Here is a 21,156-nt window from a genome sequence, read left to right on the forward strand (position 1 = left end):
CGGTTCAACCTTTTGAGTATCTTTGCTCGTAAAATTGGGACAGGTCTTTCAGTCCCCATTTTACGAGCCTTTTATTTGGAATGGCTTGGTGTAGAACCTCGCTTCGTGATATTCGCCAGTACCCTTTTCTTGAATGCGCCGTTTTCATCGCTTCATCATGTTGGATTCCGTATTGGCGTAATTTCACATATTTAGTTCGTGGTAGCTTCCACCGTTTCCATATTAATTGACGTAAGCGATGGTTTAACCATCCCTGTAATTCTTGGATGAAAGTTTTCATGTTGGCAACTCCATAGTAATTAATCCAACCAACCGTTGTTTGATTGATTCTTTTCACAATCTCACTAAATGTCCCTGTTCGTTTACGACTCGTCAGTATTCTTAGCTTATCTTTTAGTCGTTTCTTGGCGGACTTGATTGGTCGGTATCCCACTTTCCCGACAGATTTTGTAGATGAAACCCTAAGAATGTAGCTGCTGTTGCGCCACACACTTTACTTTTCTGCTCATTGATTGTGAGACCCAGTTCATCTTCGATAAAATTCTTGACACTGGTCATGACGCGTTCACCTGCTCTTGGTGACTTTACATAAATCACAAAATCATCCGCATAGCGAATGAATCGGTGTCCTCGTTTTTCTAACTCTCTATCTAGCTTGTTTAAATACACGTTTGCTAGAATTGGAGAGAGTGGACCCCCTTGGGGTGTACCTTCTGTCGTTTCAATGAGGATGTCCTTGTCCAATATGCCTGAGCGTAAGAATTTCCATATTAGCTTAAGTACTATTTTATCTGTTATGAATTCTTCCAAATAAGCTCGTAGTCGCTGGTGATGAATCGTATCGAAGTAACTTTTCAAGTCACAGTCCACCACTGTTCGATAACCTTCCTCGTAATATTTCTTAGCGAGGGCAATTGCCTGGTGTTGGTTTCGACCTTTTCGAAAGCCAAAACTTTTGTCTGAAAAGTGTGGATCAATTATTGGTTGGATGACTTGTAGAATGGCTTGTTGAACAACTCTGTCCAATACACATGGTATACCTAGATATCGTTTGGAGCCATCCGCTTTTGGGATAGCTACTCGTTTCACTGGTTGAGGTTGGTAGGAACCATCTTTTAATTTCCTTTTCAATGGTTCCTCATATTTTATTAAATGCGCCTTCAGTCCATCAACCGTGATACCATCGATTCCAGGTGCTCCTCCATTTCCTTTTACTTTCTTATATGCATTCCATAGGTTTCTATGGGACGCAATTCTGTCAATTAAATTGATACTTTCTTGTTTCTTCATTTCCATGTTTACATCCCTACACGCTCTTATATACTCTTTCGCTTCCAGCTTATCCCTCTATAAGTAGCCATCTATTCGGTCTATACCTTGATGTTTTCTGTGTTTTGGCGGGATGTCTCCACCTCCTTGTTTCTTTCAAGATTTAAAAGATTGTTCGGCCCTTCATCTTTTGTCGAAGACTACTATGGCTTCTGCTGACTTCTCTTGATTCATCCATTTATCACTAAACAAATTGTTAATTGAATAACCCTCAAGAGACCTCCCCGGGTAAGCACAACCGCCTTCCTCTCATGTAACTGCCAGATTTACTGTATGGGATTTGGGCAGTATTGGACTTCGCTTTGTTTGGCAAGCTCATCCGTCCCAAGTCAGCCTTTTATCTGATTTCTGTTCGTCAGTTCGAGAGTTTGCGTCCGACTTCCTTCAGATTCCACGTCACCATGGACACCCTTGTCTTTCGCTAACAGTTCCTACTGCCAAGCCTGTAGTGGACTTTCACCACCAGGCTGTTGTGCATGCCGGGCACACCAAAATAACCCCAAAAGTAAACACTGTTTACTTTTAGGGTTGAACTTTTTCAAGGTAAGCTTCCGATTGTTAGATAAAAAGCAAAATAGATGTTACAAAACGACACAGGAAATATTTTTTTAACTACATACATGACAACAATCAGTTTCTTTTTGACTATTATCATTGTCATTATGACTTATATCGTTTACAATTGCTTTGAGGTGATGAAATGAAAAACAGATTAAAGGAGTTGCGTGCTAGAGAAGGTATGAACCAAACGGATTTAGCCAAAAAGGCAAAGATCTCTCGCCAAACAATTAGTCTGATTGAAAGAAATGAATATATGCCATCATTATTAATCGCCACAAAAATCGCGAATGTATTTAATGAACCCATTGAACAAATTTTTATTTTTGAGAAGGAGGAACTAGAATGATTATGTTAACAACTGCATTAATTATTACAATTTACAGCCTGCAACAATTATGGGTATCCCATTCTGTTATTTCTACAACGGAAACGCTTTTATTTCTTTGCAATATTAGTAGCGGCCTTTTATTAGTTTTTGCAGCTGCCTACAATATTAAAATATCACGTGCTATGAACTTTTCGCCAACCGATAATGAAGACACTTTTTTCGACTCCCTTGAACGAAAATATTATCGAATCCCAAATTCAATCATAACTGCACTGGTCATTGCTTTTATAGCAACTGTCATCGGCTTTATATTCTTACGAGAAGACCATCCGCAAATTGTATTAACATCATTTATTCTTGGAGTTGTTTCATTATTGTTATCCATGTCAGATTCAAAAATGACATCGATCATTTTCCCGAATTATTCCCCTCCTGTACCAAATACAAAGGAGCCTGTTTTAGATACCTTAAACATGTACGATGACGGACAAAAATATGTATTGTTAAAATCGTTATATAAATTATATTTCCTTATTCTATTTCTGCTCGTCTTACTTATTTTCGGACTCATGTATTACTCTATATTATCCGGTAATAACCAAACTGTAAGTATTATTGGTATCGGTGTAATTTTACTGATCAGCTTAACTATTTTTACGAGCAGTTTAAAACCCCAGAAAGCCATTAAAAAGTAAGAATCAAAATTGTCCTCAACCTTTAGAAAGCTCTGTTTTAACCTACCTAAAACAGGGCTTACTTTTTCTCCCCGCGTTTTTTTGGGGGTGTATTCGCCCAATTTGTAATTACTAAGGATAAGTAGAGAATTACAATCGCAATTACGGTAAAGGATAAATTCTCCTTCCATTTAATATCAGCATTCAAAACATATTGACCAACTGTGGCAAGAATAAAATAAATAATGGGATAGCTAAAATAATATAATTGATTTTTTCTCATATAATCACTCTTCTCCCCTCGTTATCTGGTCTTATTTACCTCTTAATCCACCCTACCATATATCACCAGTTGCTCATATTATTAAATAGTCCTAAAACGGAAAAACGCGATCTTCTTATTGAAGGTTCGCGCCATGACCCGATTGTTGTATAAATGAAGACATCGATATATTATAATTTACATATATTGTATGGATAGATGATCTTGTGGAGACTATTTCTGAGTATAATACAATTGTAGAACGGGGGGCTAAAATAGCAGCTAATAGTGCAATGAAGCGCCCACCGGATGATCAGGGGGGCGCTATTTCATTTACTTATTGATAGTTTTAAACACATGGGACATGCTTCTTTTGTTAGCTTTCTCTAGTTAACCTTACATTAGCCAAGGAATTTCCCAGTTCTCCGTTAATAACTGATAAGCTGCCATCGTTTTCGAGAACGATGGCTTTCACTTCCTTTAAGTCGCCGATTCCATCATTCCGTACAGACTGCAGTATATCGCCCTCGCTAATTCTTTCTTTTTTCATAGTTTCTCTAAGAAATGAACCGTTCAAATAGAGCAGGCTCGGCTCGGATTTAATAATTTTATTGAATTTTTCCCAACGTACAGATGTGAATGTCAATAGGAATTGCAAGAGGATCAACAGGACAAATGCTAACAGTCCCTCCAGCAAGCTCACATTTTTATCCAATAAAATTGTAGAGAGGACAGAACCAATTGCTACTGTTACGACTAAATCGAAAGCATTTAATTGGGTTAACGACCGTTTCCCGGAAGTCAGCAGAAAGAAGACGAGACCGACATAAGCAAGAATGCCAACAGTGATAATTCGAATAAAACTTTCCAATGTTATGGAGAACATGCTACCAGCTCCTCTCTGTAATCATTAGCGGCTCAAGCAGGCAATCGTCGGGTTAAAAATTCTTATCTAATAAATTCTCAAAACCATTTAAGTTGCTGTATCTACTCTCTATACCCCATTCCTAACTTCCAAATGCTCATTGCTTTAATTTAATGCCTGATCACACAAAAAAATACATCCTGAAAAAATAATCATTACGTATTTAATGACCACATAAATCATATATTTATACATTGCGTACTATTTTAATTGATTGATTACTAATCATCTAAATAAATTATCGATAGAGGGGGGCGAAATAAAGTTTTAGAAAATCATCGACATTCTAATTCAAGCGGTGAAGCAATAATAGATTGATTAGCACAAAATCAGGAGTTCGACTGCAAGGCTTATAAGCACTATTCGAGCCTTATTAATAAATGCTCTATGGATTTACCTATGACTAATTAAAATATGCGTTGTAAGAACTTGTTTATATAAGGTGGTTAAGTATTGGACTCGAACTTAAATAGTACTATTATTTTACATTTGACTATGTTAACGTTTTTAAAGCACCTATCGTTATTTTGAATAAAACAGCTTATTTGCACCGCCATTTTGAAATAATTCTCCTATAGTTGCTAGCCATCTATAACAAAAATGAAAGGTAGGAATGTTCTTGAAAAAAATTAATATTATATTAGTAATTTTTGTTTTACTGCTCTCTCCATTTAGCTCTGTATCCGTTAAAGCCGCTATTGAAGGTGATTATAAATACGAAGTAAACGGTAGTAACGTATCCATAGAAAAATATAATGGACCAGGAGGCGCTGTAAGCATTCCGGACACAATTAATGGGATGCCTGTAACCGTCATTAAAGAAGAGGCATTTCTAAATAAAGGCATTACAGATTTGGACATTCCAATTAGTATAACGGAAATTGGCACTAGGGCTTTTGCCCAAAACCAACTAGTAGATTTAACTATTCCAACGGGTATAAAGCATATTGGAATCGCTGCCTTTCAGGGAAACAAGTTAACGCATATAACTTTTCCTGATACTTTAGAGACTATTGGACAAACTGCTTTTGGTAACAATAATCTAACCGATCTAAAAATTCCAGCTAGTGTCACGTCGATTAACCATTACGCCTTTGAATATAACCCCCTCAACACCATCACGTTTGAAGGAGTGCCGACAATAAAAGCGGATGCCTTCTGGAAATCAAACAAAGAGCACTATTCTTTTGATGGTTGGTACAGCGATGCGACCTTCTCCACTATTTGGGATGATAGTACGGGGGTAGTGACGAGTGGCATGACACTTTATGCAAAGCGGACAGCAAACCCTTACACAGTTACGTTTAATGCTAACGGCGGATCGGCTGTTGCTGATCAAAGCATTTTATACAATGAAAAGGTTGCTTCCCCTGCCACACCGGCTAAACCCGGCTATACCTTTGCCGGCTGGTACAAAGATGCAGCGTTTTCGACTGCTTGGGATTTTGATGCAGATGTCGTGACTGGCAATACGACGCTATATGCGAAGTGGACAGCTAACACTTACACAGTCAAGTTTAATGCGAACGGCGGATCGGCTGTTGCTGACCAAAGCATTGTATACAATGGAAAAGTTGCTTCCCCTGCCACACCGACTCAACCCGGCTATGCCTTTGCCGGCTGGTACAAAGATGCAGCGTTTTCGACTGCTTGGGATTTTGATGCAGATGTCGTGACTGGCAATACGACACTTTATGCGAAGTGGACAGCTAACGCTTACACAGTCAAGTTTAATGCGAACGGCGGCTCGGCTGTTGCTGACCAACGCATTGGATACAATGGAAAAATTGCTTCCCCTGCCACACCGACTCAACCCGGCTATGCCTTTGCCGGCTGGTACAAAGATGCGGCATTCTCTACTGCTTGGGATTTTAATGCAGATGTCGTAACTGGCAATACGACGCTTTATGCGAAGTGGAGCAATATAGGGGGCGGTGGTGAAGGTAGTTCTAACTACACTTACACACTAAGCTTTATGACAAATGAAGGCACTGCTGTAGCTGCGCAGTCTATCGCACATGGCAAAAAAGCAACACAACCAGTACCACCAACCAAAGTGGGGTATACATTTGCCGGCTGGTATAAAGAAGCGGCTTTCAAGAATGAATGGTTTTTTGCGGAAGATACAATAAAAGAAAATACGACGCTGTATGCGAAATGGATAGCGGTTGCGAATCCCCCTGCATGCTCAGCTGAATTCTCAGATATTTCAACGCATTGGGCAAAGGATGCGATTATTGACATTGCTTGTCGTGAAATTGTTAACGGCTACCTAGATGGGACATTTAAACCGAATGCCCCTATTACACGTGAGCATGTTGCAGTCATCTTTTCGCGTACATTCGAGTTAACAGCTATTCGCAAAGCAATGGTATTTAACGATGTATCACCAAGTCACATTTACTATGATTCAATTATGAGCGTCTATGAGGCAGGAATTTTTGACGGAGTGTCTAGCGAATATTTTAACCCAAATGCATATATGACTCGAGCACAAATGGCAAAGGTTCTTGTTTTAGCTTTCGGTTTACAGGAAAGTACAACAAATAGAACTATCTTCAATGATGTACCTATAAACCATTGGGCACAAGGTTATATTTCAACACTCGCAAACAATGGGATTGCGTTTGGTGATAATGGCAATTTCCAGCCTAATGAGCCCGTTACACGTGCGCAATTTGTCGCATTCCTACACAGAGCGTTAAATTTATAAATTACTAGGCCACCTACTCTGATTATAAGTCAGCTGAGTAGGTGGTTTTTTGTATTATTTAACTTCATTTCATTACTCTGCGATGTTATTTATTCAATAAGAAATTTTTACTTCAAAGAATGGGAATGAAGTGTGAAGTAGAAGTTTGATATACGATGAAGAATTAAACATTATCGTGCTAATCCTGAGAAGAATAAATCATTGAACCTAGAAGATGCTATATCACAAAATCTTTCTAAAAGCTTAATAAAAAGTAATTCACAAAATTAGTCAGTAATAAAAAAGAGACGCACCAGATACGGCACATCTCTTTCCGGGAAAAAGTATTTCTAGGACACTTCCCTATTTGAAAGTTGTTTAAAAGGCACAGATTCCGTTTGTTTCAACTTTTTTCGTCGAATCCATGCAACAATTACGACAAGAATTAAAGCAAACCCTAAATAGCCCATCGTTGAGTAAACTTTCCCTACTAAATTTGTGAAGCCAACTAGACTTGCAGCAAATCCTGCCAAACCAACGACGATGACAGCTGGCTTGAATGACTTGGATTCTGGTGCAAAGAAGCGTACGGTAAAGGCATAGAACATACCGACTGCCGTATTGTACATCATCCCCAAGAGTGCGATTGACATAAGAATACCTACTGCCGGATGAATTTGATTTGCTAGTTCTAATGTTGGCATATCCACCCCTGCCACCACGTCAATTTTCACGAACATCGCGACATTGATTAAAATAATTAATAACCCCAGCATAATTCCGCCAAAAATACCGCCGCGCCCTGCTACTTTACTATCTTTCTCCGTACCACCCATCACGATCAACAGCGCAGCACCCGCAGCGATATTATATGAAACATATAATAATGCGCCCATAAACCAATTGCCTGCCGCTGCCGGCTGCTCCTTCGCCAAGCTATCTGCTTGTGACCACGAAAGATCCATCGTAAAAATCGAGTAGATTAATATCACAAAGATAACCCCCATTAAATAAGGTGTTACACTCGCAATAATATTGATGATATTTTTCACATTCAATAATAATGTCGCAATCGTTAAACCAACCATGATAATGCTGCCCACCATAGGATCAATGCCAAACATTTGATTGAATGTAGAGCCTGAACCTGCAAACATCACCACCGCAACCCCAAATAAGAAGAACGTGATCAGGAAGTCTAAAATGAAGCCTAAATAACGACCACTAATTTGATAAATAACCCCTTTATGTGAAGAGACCTGCATTTCCGAGCCTAGCTGTGCTAATGTCATACCTAAAAAGGCAAAGGCTAATGAAGCGAGAATTCCCCCGATCAGCCCTAGGGTACCGAAACTTGTAAAGTACTGCATGATTTCCTGACCAGAGGCAAAGCCCGCGCCGATTATTAAACCGACGAAAGCACCTCCTATTTGTAAACTTCTTTTCATAGTGCACCTTCTTATTGATTGAATTTTCTGATAAAATAGTCCGTAAATTTCCTTAAGCACAAACATTCATGCTTAAGGAGTTGTTTTGTATTAGCTATATGTTTTCTTATCGACTGTATAAGATTCCACTGTTTCACGATTGATCGCATAACCGATGCCGGCTGTTTGCGGTACCTGGATATAACCGTTTTCCGCCACTACCTCAGGCTCGATAATATCCTTTTCCCAGTAGCGATTCGAGCTTGCCGTATCCCCTGGCAGAATAAAGTTCGATAAAGTTGTCAGTGCTACATTGTGTGCACGTCCCACACCCGACTCCAGCATGCCGCCACACCATACCGGGATGCCCTTTGAGTCGCAATAGTCATGGATTTTTTTCGCTTCTGTTAAGCCGCCGACACGACCGATTTTAATATTAATAATTTTTGTCGCACCGATTTCGATTGCTTTACGTGCATCCTCCAATGAGTGAATGCTCTCATCCAAGCAAATCGGTGTTGTCATTTGCTTTTGCAGTGTTGCGTGATCGATAATATCATCCGAAGCTAACGGCTGTTCCACCATTGTTAAGTTAAACTCATCGAGCTGCTTTAAAAGTGCCGCATCTTCCAGACGGTAAGCAGAGTTGGCATCTGCCATAATCGCCACATCCGGGAATTTTTCACGGAGTGTACGCATCACTTCTACATCCCAGCCGGGCTTAATTTTCACTTTGATCCGCTTGTAGCCTTCACGCACATATTCATCTACTACAGCAACTAAATCATCGATCGATTTTTGGATTCCGATACTGATGCCTACCTCGATTTGATCCTTTGTCCCGCCAAGTGCAGCGGCAAGTGTTTGATTAGTTTGCTGGGCATAAATATCCCAAATCGCACCTTCAATTGTTGATTTCGCCATATTATTTTTACGGATTGGCTCGAAAATCGCACTTACTTCATCTGGATGGTTAATCTCTTTATTTAAGATTAACGGTATCAAATAATCCTCCAGCATGTGCCAGTTCGTTTTCAACGTTTCTTCGTTATACCATGGTGAGTGGAATGCTACCGATTCCCCCCAGCCGATTGTCCCTTGTTCATCTTTTGCTTCCAGTAATAAAAAATCTCTATTTGTAAACGTACCAAAGCTTGTTGTGAAAGGTGCCTTTAGCTTCATTTGTAAATGTCTAATTGTAATTTCGGTAATTTTCATGATTGCGTTCCTCCAAGTGCCAATGTGTCTTTTCGTACAAAAATATATTCATTCCACGCTTCCTGCTGCTGCAGGCGAACTGCTGCGTAGCCTGCTGCAAATAATGCCTGGCAAGTTTCTCGCACAGCTAATCGCCAGTGCATCGCATGCTCCTGACTCGTTGCCTTTAATAGTTGGAAATCCTTTGGAACAGGTAAAGCATAAGCAGGCTTCGTGAAATCTACGTTATGTAACTTGTTCTTGCATAAACTTTCCTGCTCCCAAACCATCTCGCCAAGCGGTGCCGGATTTTCGAAATCAGGCTGGATGGACTGCGCTACATAATCAGACGTTAAATGCCAATGCACCTCAAAACGATCCGATGGCAAGCCTTTATTAAAGCCGTCCTGCATTTCGCCGTAGCAGTTTTCCATGTACGTATCACAAATGCCGTTAAGCTTTGTTAAATTCAAGTAACCATTGCGTGTTTCAAGTGGATCAAATGTCCATACCATCAGGTCATAACCTTTTTGAATGGCGATTTCACGCTGCTTATATTTCAGCTTTTCACCGATTTTTCGAGAACGATAGGCCTCATCAATGCCAAGCATATGTGAACATAAATAAGTTTTGCCATTATTGAGTGCCGCAAAGCCGTAACTGAAGCCGACCAGTGTTTCGCCTTCATAGGCTCCTACCATAATGCCGCCATGCTTGACCGCCGTTAATGTTTGATGTGTCGGCAGGGGGGATATTTGCCAAATTTGCTGCTCAAGCACTTGCACTTGCTGCATTTCTTCCATTGTCGTTAGTTCTTTTATTAAAATCATAGTTGATCGCTTCTTTCTAAATGCTGTAACGCGCCAAGTAGTGCCCGCTTGATTATTTCTACGCCTGTCCCAAGCTGATCTTGGTTAAAGGTCATTTGCGGATGATGCAGCCCCGGTGTGACACCACAGCCTAAGCCGAGCATCGTCGTTTTTAAATGCGGTTTTGTATATGCATAAAAATGAAAATCCTCGCCTCCCGGTGTCACGATAGCCGGTGCACAATACTCGGTTCCAACCGTTTCAATAATCGCCTGTCGCATAATCGCTTTTGCTTCTTCATCGACCTGTGCTGCCGCAATATGAGCGCCAATTGTTGTCGTAATGGCTGCTCCGTATAATGTACTGACAGCATCAATGGCCTTTTGTAAACCCGCTGTGAGTGCATCCATCGTGTCATTCGTCTGTGCGCGCACATCTAAACTAAATGTCGCGGTACCTGGAATGATATTTGTCGATGCTCCTCCTGCCTGAATCTGGGTCATTTTAATCGAGGCGCTTTCCTCAGGTTTGATCCATATACGTTTTAGCGCATCTACAAGTGCAGCGGCAACTTCAATTGCGTTTATCCCCTGCTCTGGTCTTGCGCCGTGTGCTTCGATTCCAGTAATGGTGCCGTTAATAAGTTTTGCTGCCCCGTGATAGATCGCTGGTGCATGATACCCTTCTGCCAGTTCCACAAGCGGGCGTACATGTGTACCAAACAAAAACTGCAACGGATCGACTACACCGCGTTCCACAATCGCCTTCGCACCGCCTGCCTTTTCTTCTGCCGGTTGGAATATAATCCGTACTGCACCGGGTAGATGCATTTTTTGCAAGGCAAATGCTACACCGAGTGCCATCGTCATATGTCCATCATGCCCACAGGAGTGATTGGCCTTGAAGATCCCATCTACTTCCTGCCATAGGGCGTCGATATCTGTGCGGAAGCCAACTTTCGGGATACCAGGACCAATATCCACATACAAACCCGTCATCCCCTCAAACAATATGGGGGTAAGCCCTGCTTGTGTGAGCTGTTCTGCAATAAATTGTGTCGTTTCTACCTCCTGCCAACTCACTTCAGGATGATGATGTAAATGCTCAAATATTTGGTTTAAACTTTTCTCCATATGACTCAACTCCATCGATCTGCTAAAAAACTATTTTGAAAATCATCAAATTTTTTGCGTTGTTGCTCATAAAACGCCGGATCATGCGACACCATGCCCACAACGAGTGTATTCATAAAAGCAATCAGTGCCGGCATGATATCTATCGTCGAAAGCTCCGTTTGCTGCAATACAAATGCAGTATCTGCATGAGCGATAATCGGTGCCACATTTGAATCCGTCATTGCCACCGTGTAGGCCCCCTGCTCATGAAACATTTTCGCTAATGCAATGGATTCCTTATAATAACGGTGCAATGATATGACGATGACTAATGCATCCTCATCCATATCCTGTAATGTACGGATCAGCGCACCTGTGTGTGGCTCAACGACTTGTACATTTGGTCGTAAAATATTTAATGTGAATGTCAGCCAATGTCCTGCAAATTGTGAAGCACCCGCACCGATTAAATAAATCGTCGATGCTTGATGCATGCGTCTTGTGACATCTTGGAATTGGTCCGGGTCGATTTGCTGGGCAATATTGATGATTTGATTGCTTACCTGTCCCATGACCTTTTCTGCAAGCTGCGGTTCATGAAATAATGCTTCCTTTGATGCCACATAATTGCCTAACGTACTATTCGTATTGTTTCCAAAAACGAACATCGTGACTTCCTTTTGGAGCTGTGCATAGCCCGTCAAGCCAATCGCATAACAGAATCGGATCACCGTTGTTTCACTTGTGCCTGCACTAACACCTACTTCACTAGCCGAATGTACACCAATATAAGTTGGATTTTTCAGGACAAATTGAGCAACCTTTTTCTGCGCTTTTGAAAGCTGATCAAAATGCGCCTCAATCCGTTCGGTAATCGTGCTTGCTATAATTCCCAAAAAGAAGCCACTCCTTCACGATTTGTTTTTTGAAGTTTAAACTTCAAACGTTGAATAGTAATTTAACATACTCATCGGTAAAAGGCAATAAGTTTTCTGAAAGTTCATACTAATAAATCTATTAATTTGTCAATTCAATGAAAATGATTAACTTGAGCATATAAATTAAAAGCATATAATGAAGACATAAAGGGGGTATCTTTGATGAGGTTTAATCGAATTTTTCAACAGTTTGCAGGAATAACCGATGCAATCAAAGCATTTCCACTCGTTACTGGACTCTTACTTGTTTTATTCATCTTGAATGTAGCAGAAATTAGCGGTACTGTGACAAACTATGAAAAATGGTTGGCAGCGCTTGTAGTTGCTGTATTCGCTGCATCTGTAGCAGACTTATTTGCCAAACGGGTCATAACGTATAGCATCGCAATCATTTTTACAGGTCTTTTCTTCTTGATTAGCAGCTCAAATGATCTCATATTAGCGATCCAAACAGGCATTGTTGTAAGTGCGCTCATGATGGGCTTTATTTGGCGCGGAGAGGAAAATTTCAGTGCACGTTTTTTCCATATTTTCAAAAGCATACTCATCACAGCCTTCTTCTCCATCGTCATCTTTGTTGGATTAATGCTTGTTTATGCAGCGATCAATTATTTACTGTTTCCAGTTAATTCAACTATCATCGGGTATATCGCAGCTACTGTATTTGGATTGTTTACTCCATTATTCTTCCTGTCCCTGACGATGAAGAAAGCAGAGTCAGCCCATATTCTTGAGGTGTTAATTTCGTACGTCATTGTACCGCTGACAATGGTGTATGCGGTGATTTTAGTGATTTATATTGCACTGCATTTCACCGACTGGTCGGAAAATTTACTCGAGCCATTATTAGTGTCTTTCGTGACAACTGTACTCGTCGTGTACTTTTTAAGCAATGTAATTACTAATGCATTAACGAAATGGTTCCGTCTCATTTTCCCGAAAATATTACTTGTCATTGTGCTTTATCAACTCGTTGTCTCCATCATGAAAATTGGTGAGGCCGGAATTACGCATGGCCGATATTTTGTTATTTTGTTCGGTTTATTTGCCATCATCATCGCAGTGATCCTTACATTCATGCCAAAAAAGCAATGGCTTGTTGCACCGATTTTTATCTTGTTTAGTTTACTTTCTGTCATCCCGCCTGTTGATGCCTTTACGATTAGTAAACACAATCAGGAAAATCTGCTGCAGGAGCGGTTACAATCGCTCGGTATGTACGATGGAGAAGTTCAACCGAATCCGGATATTTCTATGGAGGATAAGCAATTCATTACGGAGAAATTTGATTATTTACAGCGAATGGAATATCGTGTGGCGTGGCTGCCAGATCAACCTTTCGAGAAAATTTTTGGTTTCTCCCCACAATATAAAGATTACACGAATGAAGTCTATTATACAGCTAACTTAAATGGAGACGAACGGATTATTACTGCGATCGATGGTTACGACTATTTTGTTCAAGTATCCATTTCACAAAATTCACTGCATAGACGCTTTGAATTAACAAACGATACGGAGCTCCGTATACAGAAGGATCAGCTCGTGATAATGAAAGACGAGCAAGAGCTATTAGTATGGCCGTTGGAGGAGCTAGACACCCTCTTAACAAGTGATTACAGAAGGTTATCTGTAGAAGAAGCTACTCTAATCGCAGAAAACGACCGCGCGAAGCTGCAAATCATCGTACAACATGCTCAATCCCATCGCAATCAACGCAATGCGGAGCTATATGTTTTTGTGCAGGTGAAGGAGTAAGGAAGCGAAATTATTTATTACAATTATAAAAACGGTGGTAGCTAAAGGATTCCCCTTCAGCCGCCACCGTTTTTAGTGTTGTATGTTATTTGTAGCTCATAGTTACAGGTTTTTAGCCTCGTACTTTTGCTTTTTGTTACTTCGTGAAATCTGTTACGACATAAGTACCTTTTGTTTCGAAGCGGGACATTTTATCGAAGATCGTTGGTACTTCTGATAGTGAGATTTCGGCTGTGACCATTTTGCCAGGTTGTAAGTGCCCTTGCTCCACTAAGCTTAGGAGGCGAGGAAAACCACTGATTGGCATACCTAACGTACCAATGAATTGCGCTTCTTTCATAACGATCAAGTCCTATAATGCCAAAAAAGACCACTCATAAAAGTGATCCTTTTCATTCCGCTCAATTATATTTTAGAGGGCTATATCGAACTGTGAGTATAATATTTTATTAAGCAGAACTGTTATAACTTGTGGGAAATTATCCACGTAACATATTACGGCCACCGTTTACCGGAATAATTTGACCATTAATGAAGCCTGATGCATCTGATGCTAAAAATACCATTACTGGTGCCATGTCACGATCTACATCGCCCATTTCACCACGGAAAGGTACTTTCAGACGTTCAGCTTCTAAAAACTTTGCACGGGCTTCATCAGTTAAGTTGTTTAAATAGTGCTCGTACATTGGTGTTTTCATCGTTGGGTTCACACAGTTTGCACGGATATCGTATTTCAATGCCCATTCGTATGCAATTGTGCGTGTCCAAGAATATACAGCACCTTTTGAAGCAGAATATAATGCACCACCTGGCATACCTGTTGAAGCTGTATCAGAAGAGAAGTTGATGATATTCCCTTCTCCCTCTTGCTCCTTGAAAATATTGCACGCTGCTTGGTTTGTATAAATTGTACCGTTAATGTTTACGCCTAATTGGAACGCTAAATCCTCTGGCGTATATTCTTCAGCAGGTTTTAATTTTTCAACACCTGCAATATGTGCTAAAACGTCTAAACCGCCCATATCTTTTGCGGCTTGTTCAAATACAGAGAATACTTCTTCTTGATTCGCGATATTACAACGATAAAATGTTGCTTTCCCCGCTACACCAGCTTCTGCATTTACATCATTTACTGTTTGTTGACCCATTTCTTCATTAATATCTAGAACTGCTACTGTTGCACCTTCACGTACATAAGCACGAACAGTACCTGCAGCGATACCACTTGCGCCACCAGTCACGATAATGCGTTTATCTTTTAATTGCATATCAAACACTCCTTCAATTTGTCATTAACTATAGTATAAGATGTGCTACATATGATAAACGATTCCGACTTTACGCTAAGTGTTACGCTAAAGGAAACAATTTAAACCATTTGTTACCTACCTTGCTCATCATAATTTTGAAAAATAGGAAGTGTCCATCGCTCATAGTAGGATGCCATCAGCTTTGGTGGAATCAGCATACCATCTTTCATCCATTTCACGAGTAGCATTGTATGTGATGACGCATAGAAGTAAGTCATATATTCATGCTCTAAGTCAGATAGCTTTAACGGTTTTAATTTATTCGATATGATTTCACCCGAATGCTTTAATACAAATTCATAAAAAGAATTTTGCCCTGTAAATGCACTAATGCGTTCATAAAATTTGCGTTCCTTGTAAAATTGCTGATATTGCCACTCCAGAATCATTCCTGATGGTAAGTCCATATTTATATATAGCTCTCGCAACTTCTCCATCGGTGCAATAATGTCTTTAATTAATATTTGCTCAACGATATCGTTTTTATCTTTAAAGTATTTATAAAACGTCTTTCGTGAAACTTGTGCGGCCTCGCAAATTTCAGCAACCGTAAGCTTCGTAAAATCCTTATCCATGACAAGCTTATGAAAACTACGCATAATTTTAAGCGCTGTTTCGTGCAAAACTTTTTCTTTTTCCACCATGCATGCACCACTCTTCTTAGTTCAAGATTATAAATTTAAAGGAATTTATTAATATCAATTATACTATATATAACATAAGTATCAGGCACTCACACTAGTTATAATAGTCAAGATAAAGAAGTTCATCGCACTGCCTATACAGTTTCAGCGTGTAGAATTTCTGAAATCAGTAGTAAAAATAGACTTGATACGGCTGTCGACTACACTGTAATTTATCCACAAGAATATGATGGCTGTGCACATTGCTACAAAGAAAAACATCGAAAATAAAATGAAGGTAGTGAAGTCTGTATGGCTTCTCTACCTTCATTTCTTGTTAGCATAGTTTAATTAAAAATAATTATCTGAGTACCTAGCACTTTTTAAATTAAAAAGGTGGATTAAACTTCAACATTTCTCTAAACTCATCAACGTTTGGTAGCTCACTTACTACCAATTCGATTCCAACAAGCTTTGCAACCGGCATTAAAATACGACATACTTCTGCTGATACGAATATTTTACTAGGAAGAACCGCTAAATCCTTTAACATATTCCAAAACAACAATTGCTGAACAAACGAATGTTTCCGAAATGGAACAATTTCATGGTGAATAACTTCTCCAGTAGTATGATTAACTATTATATTTATAAGAGGATACAGTGGACGTTCCTCCTCCCCGTCTACTGCATAAGGCATATAAAAATAATCAAATTCTATTTCTAGTGGACTCTTTTGCTTCTTTTTTATTTTTGCAACTTCTAAATCATTTACATCAATCTCGAGCACCCAATCTTCAATTCGTTCCATTTCAATAATGCCTAACAAATCCACTTCGCCATCATTTTGCACTTCAAATAGAGGATAGCCATACATTGGCACCATCGGATATTCCCAGCCACTCATCCGCATTTTGGTTACTTGAATCATCAGTTCTATTAACTCAATCATCGTTTCTACTTCATCATAATCCGGCTGCATCGGAACAAATCCAGGTTCAAATGTTTTGAAAGCAATCCAGTTTTTCTTCCCGCGGAACGATAAGCCATGTTCTTTAATTAGTTCATAATCTTCTTTATCAAGTTCATCTCGGTCAACATAATTCACCGTTAATGCACTCATATCAATTGAAAAATCATCCGATAAAGCTTCACCGTTAATAATTTTCTCTAATGATTGATAACCAAAGGCTTCATCATACATCATTAATCCATATTCCTGGCCACCAGCTCCCATAACAGAAATAAAGTACTTCATATCATTTAACTGAACCGCAATAATATCTTCATTATTAAAATACTGCCAAGGCTTCAGTTTTTTAAACTCGTCTGCTACCTCGAATAATGTTAAGTAATCCGGAAATAAATTGTCCATTAAACCTTTCTCAATTTCAGAAAATAAACTTCTATCTAACTCCATTTCCAGTTGCAGTACTTTATTTAACGCATCAATATCAATATTTTTTCGTTTTGAAAATAAATCCCCTTGTCCATCTATGATACAAGCTTCTACATCTTCAATTTCAATTACTTTTTCTAATGTAAGCTTTAGTTTTATTCCGGCTTCAGTCATATAATCCATTCCATCATCAATCTTTACAAACCATTCTCCAACCGTTTCTTCCAAGCTTTCAAATTCATCATAACTCTCACTATAGAGTGGAATCACTTGATGCGATTTTTTTCCCTTTACTTGAAAAAATTCAAAAAACACATCGCTTTCATCTTCTATCGAGAATGCCGTTGATATAACTGTATCCAAATCAAAAAGGCTCATACTTTCAGATACTTGAACAATACGATAAATAGTAGGATTTTTTATACTTTGAATTCGAATTTGGTGCACATTAACGCCTCCGATAATTAATTTAATAGAATTTACTTAATTATCCTGTAAAATTCATATTTTTACACTATTTTATAAAACTTTCTTATGATTTATAAGTTTAATAGAATAAAAAACTTTTCAATTTATAATCCCTGTTTATAATTACTGATAATTAAACTCTAACCGCACCATATCCCGACACTGTATGCCATTTTCAAAAATCGGTTCATCATAATTGTCGACAAAATAGTCATGAATGATTTCTTTTAATCGAAAGCCGCATTTTTGATAAAGAGCAAGCTGCTGAATACTCGAGTTCCCTAATTGGTGATTTAAACTTTTCTTGTAAGAGACCACGATAAGGGAGTAACGTCATTTCCTCTGGAATGGTCTCCATTTCCCGAATAATAACAGTAAGGAACGTTTTATTATTTTCTACTTTATCGAAAGTAACGTTATGATGACTTTTTCCATCAACATTGATCTGCCATCCATAAGGGATGATTTTAGGCTGTCCATCTACTTTGATATGGAGTTGTAGGTCGCCATCTTTTAATTGTGTATCATAAATGGTGTACAAATGGCCTAAATAGTTGAAGCTAGTTTTTTCGTTTCTTTTAAAAGTAAATGGCTCGGTGTAAGTGAGTAGTTGAACAAAGTAGCTTTCAATTTCAAAAAACGTTGGGTCAGTTTCGATGGGCAATGTAAAATGCGTAATTTTCTCTCCGAGTACTTCTGTATCTTGATGGTATGTGCTGACAAGCGGATAAATCGGTTTGATATTTTCACTTTCTTTTATTTCAAAAGTTGTTACCACTTCGTTTCTATTGTTACGGATGAGTATAGAAATAAGTGAGTTCCAGCCGAGATCAAATACAAAATATGGAAACGTATGATACACTTAGGTTAACTAAATTCGCTGTATAAACACTGATGCTTCTTCAACTAAAGGGGCAGGATTGATCAAAAAGAAGTTAATAGATATTCATTCACTGTAAAATAAAATAAAGATTGTTTATATTTTGGGGGAATAAATGATAAATTTTTTTAATGAGATTCGTAGACCAATAAAAATATTGCTATCAAGAAAATTATTATATTCTGCTTCAATATTTATCATAGGGGTTATTTTAGGCGTAATTTCCAAGGTGCTTGATACAACTCCAAGTAATTATTTACCCTATTTTCTTGAAATATTAGATATAGGAAACTTTTTTTCTCGCATGGGAGTTTGGATTTTCCTTGCGGTAGTTATATCTGTGTATAGTAAATCACCTATTTGGTCTGCTATAAATGTATTTTTGTTTTTTGTAGGCATGGTTAGTAGCTATTATCTATACACAGTTCTGGTAGCTGGTTTTTTCCCTAAATCTTATATGATGATTTGGATTATAATGACTTGTATTTCGCCACTTTTTGCTTTTGTATGTTGGTATGCAAAAGGGAAAGGTATATTTGCTATGTCTATTTCATCAATTATATTTATGTTTATTTCAAGACAGACTTTCGGGTTTGGAGTTTGGTATTTTTACATTAAATATAATCTAGAATTGTTACTCTGGATAGCGATCATATTTGTTTTGTATCAGTCTCCAAAACAAATAATAAAGGTGGTTGCTATTGGATTGATTCTTCGCTTTCTTACTGCTGAAATAAATTTGTTCTGGGGAATGTTGTAGTTTTCTATCTACACTTTTTTTACATATCAAAGAATGTGGAAGTTCATACTTAAAGTAACGGGGGCTTTAGTTAAACAAGACATTATAAAAAAACAGAACTTCCAATCTCTGGAGGTTCTGTTTTTTTAAATCTTAAACAACAATAAGCTTTAACAAAGCCAATTAATAAACAACCCCTTTTCATGCGAGAACTAATAAAACGACTGTTATCATTAAAATTGAAGCTTTTTTCATTTTACACCCCCAATATTTAAATTCAATGTAAGAATACTTTTTAACAATATCTCCTAAATTGTAAACTAGATAACTAGGTTGTGTTCAATTATAGGGCCATTTAACGGAACAGGGCCCTTCCTTATTCAAGGAAAACGCCTGATTTTTTAACAAATTAATTTTAGTTACTTCAAATTAAAATTAATCATCCTCATTAACATCAAACAAATAGGAACGATGATGATAATGCATGCTAAAAATAAAGCCGAGCGCAAGTGCGTTACCCATTAATGAACTACCTCCATAACTAATTAACGGCAATGGGATACCTGTAATCGGTAGTAATTGAATTGTCATACCGATGTTTTCAAAGACATGGAATGTAATCATTGCGATAATCCCTGTGCAAATATATGTACTGTATGGATCTTTAATTTTCATCGCAATTTTAATCATATGGTACATTAACAAAAAGTACATACAAATGACAAAACTTGCTCCAATAAATCCCCACTCTTCACCAATAACTGTAAAAATGAAATCTGTATGATTTTCAACTACATATACTTCACGATTTAAATAACCTTTACCAAATATTTCACCTGAACCAATTGAATTTAGTGAAGATATTAATTGAAAACCTTCATCGGAAGCGTAGGTATAAGGATCAAACCATGAAAATATACGTCCCAATTTATAAGGCTCAATGCCAAAATTATCTTTCAAAAAATCTTGCATATTAAAAACCATCCATATAACAAAACTTCCAGCTGCTATTCCTACGGTTACTAATGGTGTTATTATCAACCATGAAATTCCGGACACGAGTATTAAAGCAATTGTAATAGCGATAAAAACAAGTGCTGAACCTAAATCAGGTTGATTAAATACAAGTAAGAATGGCACAACCAGTAAGCCTAATATTTTAATTAATAAATAAAAATCAGTTTTTAATGTACGTAAATAATGTTTTTCATTATGCAAACTGATTGTTTTGGCACAAGCCAATATGTAAAAAGTTTTCATGAATTCAGATGGTTGAATATTTCCTAAAGGGGTATGATACCAACTTTTTGCTCCATTGATGATTTCACCAATTTGTCCTTTTCCTTCTGGCATAAATATTAAAGTGACGAGTAATAGAATGCCAATGCCATATAAATACCAAGTAATTTTTTTATATTGTTCAATATCGAAATACATGACACAGAGTATTATAAACCCTAAAATTCCATAATAGATTACTTGCCTGGGTATAAAATTGATACCTGTATAACTGGTTGTTTGTGCAGAAGAAATAGCTAATAAACTAATACAGAAAAAGATGAATATAATCACAACTAATATCCAATCGATTTTCTTCATGATTTGACTTTTTTCATTCACAAGTTCACATTCCTTTCGGTAAATGTATTATAGATAACGAATACGTTTACAAAAAAAGTTCTAATAGTATCAACAAATCCCAAAAAGAAGATTATTCAA

General features: G+C 38.1%; 20 protein-coding genes and 1 pseudogene. 5 read left to right on the top strand and 16 right to left on the bottom strand.

Annotated elements, in window-relative coordinates; translation table 11 throughout:
• Window positions 1-4 precede the first annotated feature (4 nt).
• Entirely contained in the window at window positions 5-490 is a 486-nt protein-coding gene (locus MKZ25_RS15670) for a group II intron maturase-specific domain-containing protein (RefSeq protein WP_340801943.1), read from the bottom strand.
• Complete coding sequence (gene ltrA, locus MKZ25_RS15675) at window positions 394-1,290, bottom strand: group II intron reverse transcriptase/maturase (RefSeq protein ID WP_340799763.1); 897 nt, start codon at window positions 1,288-1,290, stop codon at window positions 394-396. The genes MKZ25_RS15670 and ltrA overlap by 97 nt, the downstream gene beginning before the upstream one ends.
• Before the next feature lie 739 nt (window positions 1,291-2,029).
• On the opposite strand from ltrA, the gene MKZ25_RS15680 reads away from it, so the two are divergent.
• Together MKZ25_RS15680 and MKZ25_RS15685 are read left to right on the top strand one after the other, a co-directional pair.
• The gene (locus MKZ25_RS15680) at window positions 2,030-2,236 is read left to right on the top strand and encodes a helix-turn-helix transcriptional regulator (protein ID WP_339173265.1); all 207 of its coding nucleotides are present in this window, start codon (window positions 2,030-2,032) and stop codon (window positions 2,234-2,236) included.
• Complete coding sequence (locus MKZ25_RS15685) at window positions 2,233-2,913, top strand: hypothetical protein (RefSeq protein ID WP_340733130.1); 681 nt, start codon at window positions 2,233-2,235, stop codon at window positions 2,911-2,913. The genes MKZ25_RS15680 and MKZ25_RS15685 overlap by 4 nt, the downstream gene beginning before the upstream one ends.
• 58 nt (window positions 2,914-2,971) lie before the next feature.
• Here MKZ25_RS15685 and MKZ25_RS15690 read toward each other — a convergent pair whose 3' ends face one another.
• Window positions 2,972-3,175, bottom strand: a complete 204-nt coding sequence (locus MKZ25_RS15690; RefSeq protein WP_340733131.1) for a hypothetical protein — start codon at window positions 3,173-3,175, stop codon at window positions 2,972-2,974.
• Between the two features lie 355 nt (window positions 3,176-3,530).
• The gene (locus tag MKZ25_RS15695; protein WP_340733132.1) at window positions 3,531-4,040 is read right to left on the bottom strand and encodes a DUF421 domain-containing protein; all 510 of its coding nucleotides are present in this window, start codon (window positions 4,038-4,040) and stop codon (window positions 3,531-3,533) included.
• Window positions 4,041-4,698: 658 nt separating this feature from the next.
• Here MKZ25_RS15695 and MKZ25_RS15700 point away from each other — a divergent pair.
• Window positions 4,699-6,792 (top strand): InlB B-repeat-containing protein, encoded by a 2,094-nt coding sequence (locus MKZ25_RS15700; protein ID WP_340802317.1) that lies wholly within the window; start codon window positions 4,699-4,701, stop codon window positions 6,790-6,792.
• Window positions 6,793-7,121: 329 nt separating this feature from the next.
• On the opposite strand, the gene MKZ25_RS15705 is transcribed toward MKZ25_RS15700, so the two are convergent.
• From MKZ25_RS15705 to MKZ25_RS15725, 5 genes are all read right to left on the bottom strand, one after another.
• Window positions 7,122-8,219 carry a YkvI family membrane protein gene (locus MKZ25_RS15705; RefSeq protein ID WP_340733134.1) on the bottom strand — a complete coding sequence of 366 codons (1,098 nt, stop codon included), beginning with the start codon at window positions 8,217-8,219 and terminating at the stop codon, window positions 7,122-7,124.
• A 90-nt stretch (window positions 8,220-8,309) separates the two neighbouring features.
• Complete coding sequence (gene menC / locus MKZ25_RS15710) at window positions 8,310-9,416, bottom strand: o-succinylbenzoate synthase (protein WP_340733135.1); 1,107 nt, start codon at window positions 9,414-9,416, stop codon at window positions 8,310-8,312.
• Window positions 9,413-10,225, bottom strand: a complete 813-nt coding sequence (locus MKZ25_RS15715; protein ID WP_340733136.1) for a GNAT family N-acetyltransferase — start codon at window positions 10,223-10,225, stop codon at window positions 9,413-9,415. Before MKZ25_RS15715 ends, menC begins: the two co-directional genes overlap by 4 nt.
• Window positions 10,222-11,337 (bottom strand): amidohydrolase, encoded by a 1,116-nt coding sequence (locus MKZ25_RS15720; RefSeq protein ID WP_340733138.1) that lies wholly within the window; start codon window positions 11,335-11,337, stop codon window positions 10,222-10,224. Before MKZ25_RS15720 ends, MKZ25_RS15715 begins: the two co-directional genes overlap by 4 nt.
• Before the next feature lie 5 nt (window positions 11,338-11,342).
• The gene (locus tag MKZ25_RS15725) at window positions 11,343-12,215 is read right to left on the bottom strand and encodes a MurR/RpiR family transcriptional regulator (RefSeq protein WP_340733139.1); all 873 of its coding nucleotides are present in this window, start codon (window positions 12,213-12,215) and stop codon (window positions 11,343-11,345) included.
• A gap of 204 nt (window positions 12,216-12,419) precedes the next feature.
• Here MKZ25_RS15725 and MKZ25_RS15730 point away from each other — a divergent pair, with 204 nt between their 5' ends.
• Window positions 12,420-14,015 (top strand): DUF4153 domain-containing protein, encoded by a 1,596-nt coding sequence (locus tag MKZ25_RS15730; RefSeq protein WP_340733140.1) that lies wholly within the window; start codon window positions 12,420-12,422, stop codon window positions 14,013-14,015.
• A gap of 136 nt (window positions 14,016-14,151) precedes the next feature.
• Here MKZ25_RS15730 and MKZ25_RS15735 read toward each other — a convergent pair whose 3' ends face one another.
• The 6 genes and pseudogenes from MKZ25_RS15735 to MKZ25_RS15760 all read right to left on the bottom strand — a co-directional run bounded on the left by MKZ25_RS15735 (window position 14,152) and on the right by MKZ25_RS15760 (window position 18,596).
• The gene (locus MKZ25_RS15735; protein WP_340733141.1) at window positions 14,152-14,355 is read right to left on the bottom strand and encodes a hypothetical protein; all 204 of its coding nucleotides are present in this window, start codon (window positions 14,353-14,355) and stop codon (window positions 14,152-14,154) included.
• A 139-nt stretch (window positions 14,356-14,494) separates the two neighbouring features.
• Complete coding sequence (locus MKZ25_RS15740; RefSeq protein WP_339173291.1) at window positions 14,495-15,286, bottom strand: SDR family NAD(P)-dependent oxidoreductase; 792 nt, start codon at window positions 15,284-15,286, stop codon at window positions 14,495-14,497.
• A 113-nt stretch (window positions 15,287-15,399) separates the two neighbouring features.
• Window positions 15,400-15,972 carry a TetR/AcrR family transcriptional regulator gene (locus MKZ25_RS15745; protein ID WP_340733142.1) on the bottom strand — a complete coding sequence of 191 codons (573 nt, stop codon included), beginning with the start codon at window positions 15,970-15,972 and terminating at the stop codon, window positions 15,400-15,402.
• Between the two features lie 367 nt (window positions 15,973-16,339).
• Window positions 16,340-17,797, bottom strand: a complete 1,458-nt coding sequence (locus MKZ25_RS15750; protein ID WP_340733144.1) for a DUF7309 domain-containing protein — start codon at window positions 17,795-17,797, stop codon at window positions 16,340-16,342.
• Between the two features lie 144 nt (window positions 17,798-17,941).
• A pseudogene (locus MKZ25_RS15755) lies at window positions 17,942-18,100 on the bottom strand (GNAT family N-acetyltransferase); the annotation flags it as partial.
• Window positions 18,030-18,596: a hypothetical protein gene (locus MKZ25_RS15760; RefSeq protein WP_340733658.1), complete on the bottom strand. Its 567-nt coding sequence runs from the start codon at window positions 18,594-18,596 to the stop codon at window positions 18,030-18,032. The gene MKZ25_RS15760 and the pseudogene MKZ25_RS15755, both read right to left, overlap by 71 nt.
• A 217-nt stretch (window positions 18,597-18,813) precedes the next feature.
• Here MKZ25_RS15760 and MKZ25_RS15765 point away from each other — a divergent pair, with 217 nt between their 5' ends.
• Window positions 18,814-19,458: a hypothetical protein gene (locus tag MKZ25_RS15765; protein ID WP_340733146.1), complete on the top strand. Its 645-nt coding sequence runs from the start codon at window positions 18,814-18,816 to the stop codon at window positions 19,456-19,458.
• Between the two features lie 414 nt (window positions 19,459-19,872).
• On the opposite strand, the gene MKZ25_RS15770 is transcribed toward MKZ25_RS15765, so the two are convergent.
• Window positions 19,873-21,057 carry an FtsW/RodA/SpoVE family cell cycle protein gene (locus tag MKZ25_RS15770; RefSeq protein ID WP_445326872.1) on the bottom strand — a complete coding sequence of 395 codons (1,185 nt, stop codon included), beginning with the start codon at window positions 21,055-21,057 and terminating at the stop codon, window positions 19,873-19,875.
• Between the last annotated feature and the right edge of the window lie 99 nt (window positions 21,058-21,156).

Origin of the sequence: Solibacillus sp. FSL W7-1464 (genome assembly GCF_038004425.1) — a bacterium.
Lineage (GTDB): Bacteria > Bacillota > Bacilli > Bacillales_A > Planococcaceae > Solibacillus.

Excerpts from the sequence above, each read along its gene's own strand:
- ltrA (WP_340799763.1), bottom strand. The coding sequence starts at position 1,290 with ATGAAGAAACAAGAAAGTATCAATTTAATTGACAGAATTGCGTCCCAT.
- MKZ25_RS15680 (WP_339173265.1), top strand. The coding sequence starts at position 2,030 with ATGAAAAACAGATTAAAGGAGTTGCGTGCTAGAGAAGGTATGAACCAA.
- MKZ25_RS15685 (WP_340733130.1), top strand. The coding sequence starts at position 2,233 with ATGATTATGTTAACAACTGCATTAATTATTACAATTTACAGCCTGCAA.
- MKZ25_RS15690 (WP_340733131.1), bottom strand. The coding sequence starts at position 3,175 with ATGAGAAAAAATCAATTATATTATTTTAGCTATCCCATTATTTATTTT.
- MKZ25_RS15695 (WP_340733132.1), bottom strand. The coding sequence starts at position 4,040 with ATGTTCTCCATAACATTGGAAAGTTTTATTCGAATTATCACTGTTGGC.
- MKZ25_RS15705 (WP_340733134.1), bottom strand. The coding sequence starts at position 8,219 with ATGAAAAGAAGTTTACAAATAGGAGGTGCTTTCGTCGGTTTAATAATC.
- menC (WP_340733135.1), bottom strand. The coding sequence starts at position 9,416 with ATGAAAATTACCGAAATTACAATTAGACATTTACAAATGAAGCTAAAG.
- MKZ25_RS15715 (WP_340733136.1), bottom strand. The coding sequence starts at position 10,225 with ATGATTTTAATAAAAGAACTAACGACAATGGAAGAAATGCAGCAAGTG.
- MKZ25_RS15720 (WP_340733138.1), bottom strand. The coding sequence starts at position 11,337 with ATGGAGAAAAGTTTAAACCAAATATTTGAGCATTTACATCATCATCCT.
- MKZ25_RS15730 (WP_340733140.1), top strand. The coding sequence starts at position 12,420 with ATGAGGTTTAATCGAATTTTTCAACAGTTTGCAGGAATAACCGATGCA.
- MKZ25_RS15735 (WP_340733141.1), bottom strand. The coding sequence starts at position 14,355 with ATGAAAGAAGCGCAATTCATTGGTACGTTAGGTATGCCAATCAGTGGT.
- MKZ25_RS15740 (WP_339173291.1), bottom strand. The coding sequence starts at position 15,286 with ATGCAATTAAAAGATAAACGCATTATCGTGACTGGTGGCGCAAGTGGT.
- MKZ25_RS15745 (WP_340733142.1), bottom strand. The coding sequence starts at position 15,972 with ATGGTGGAAAAAGAAAAAGTTTTGCACGAAACAGCGCTTAAAATTATG.
- MKZ25_RS15765 (WP_340733146.1), top strand. The coding sequence starts at position 18,814 with ATGATAAATTTTTTTAATGAGATTCGTAGACCAATAAAAATATTGCTA.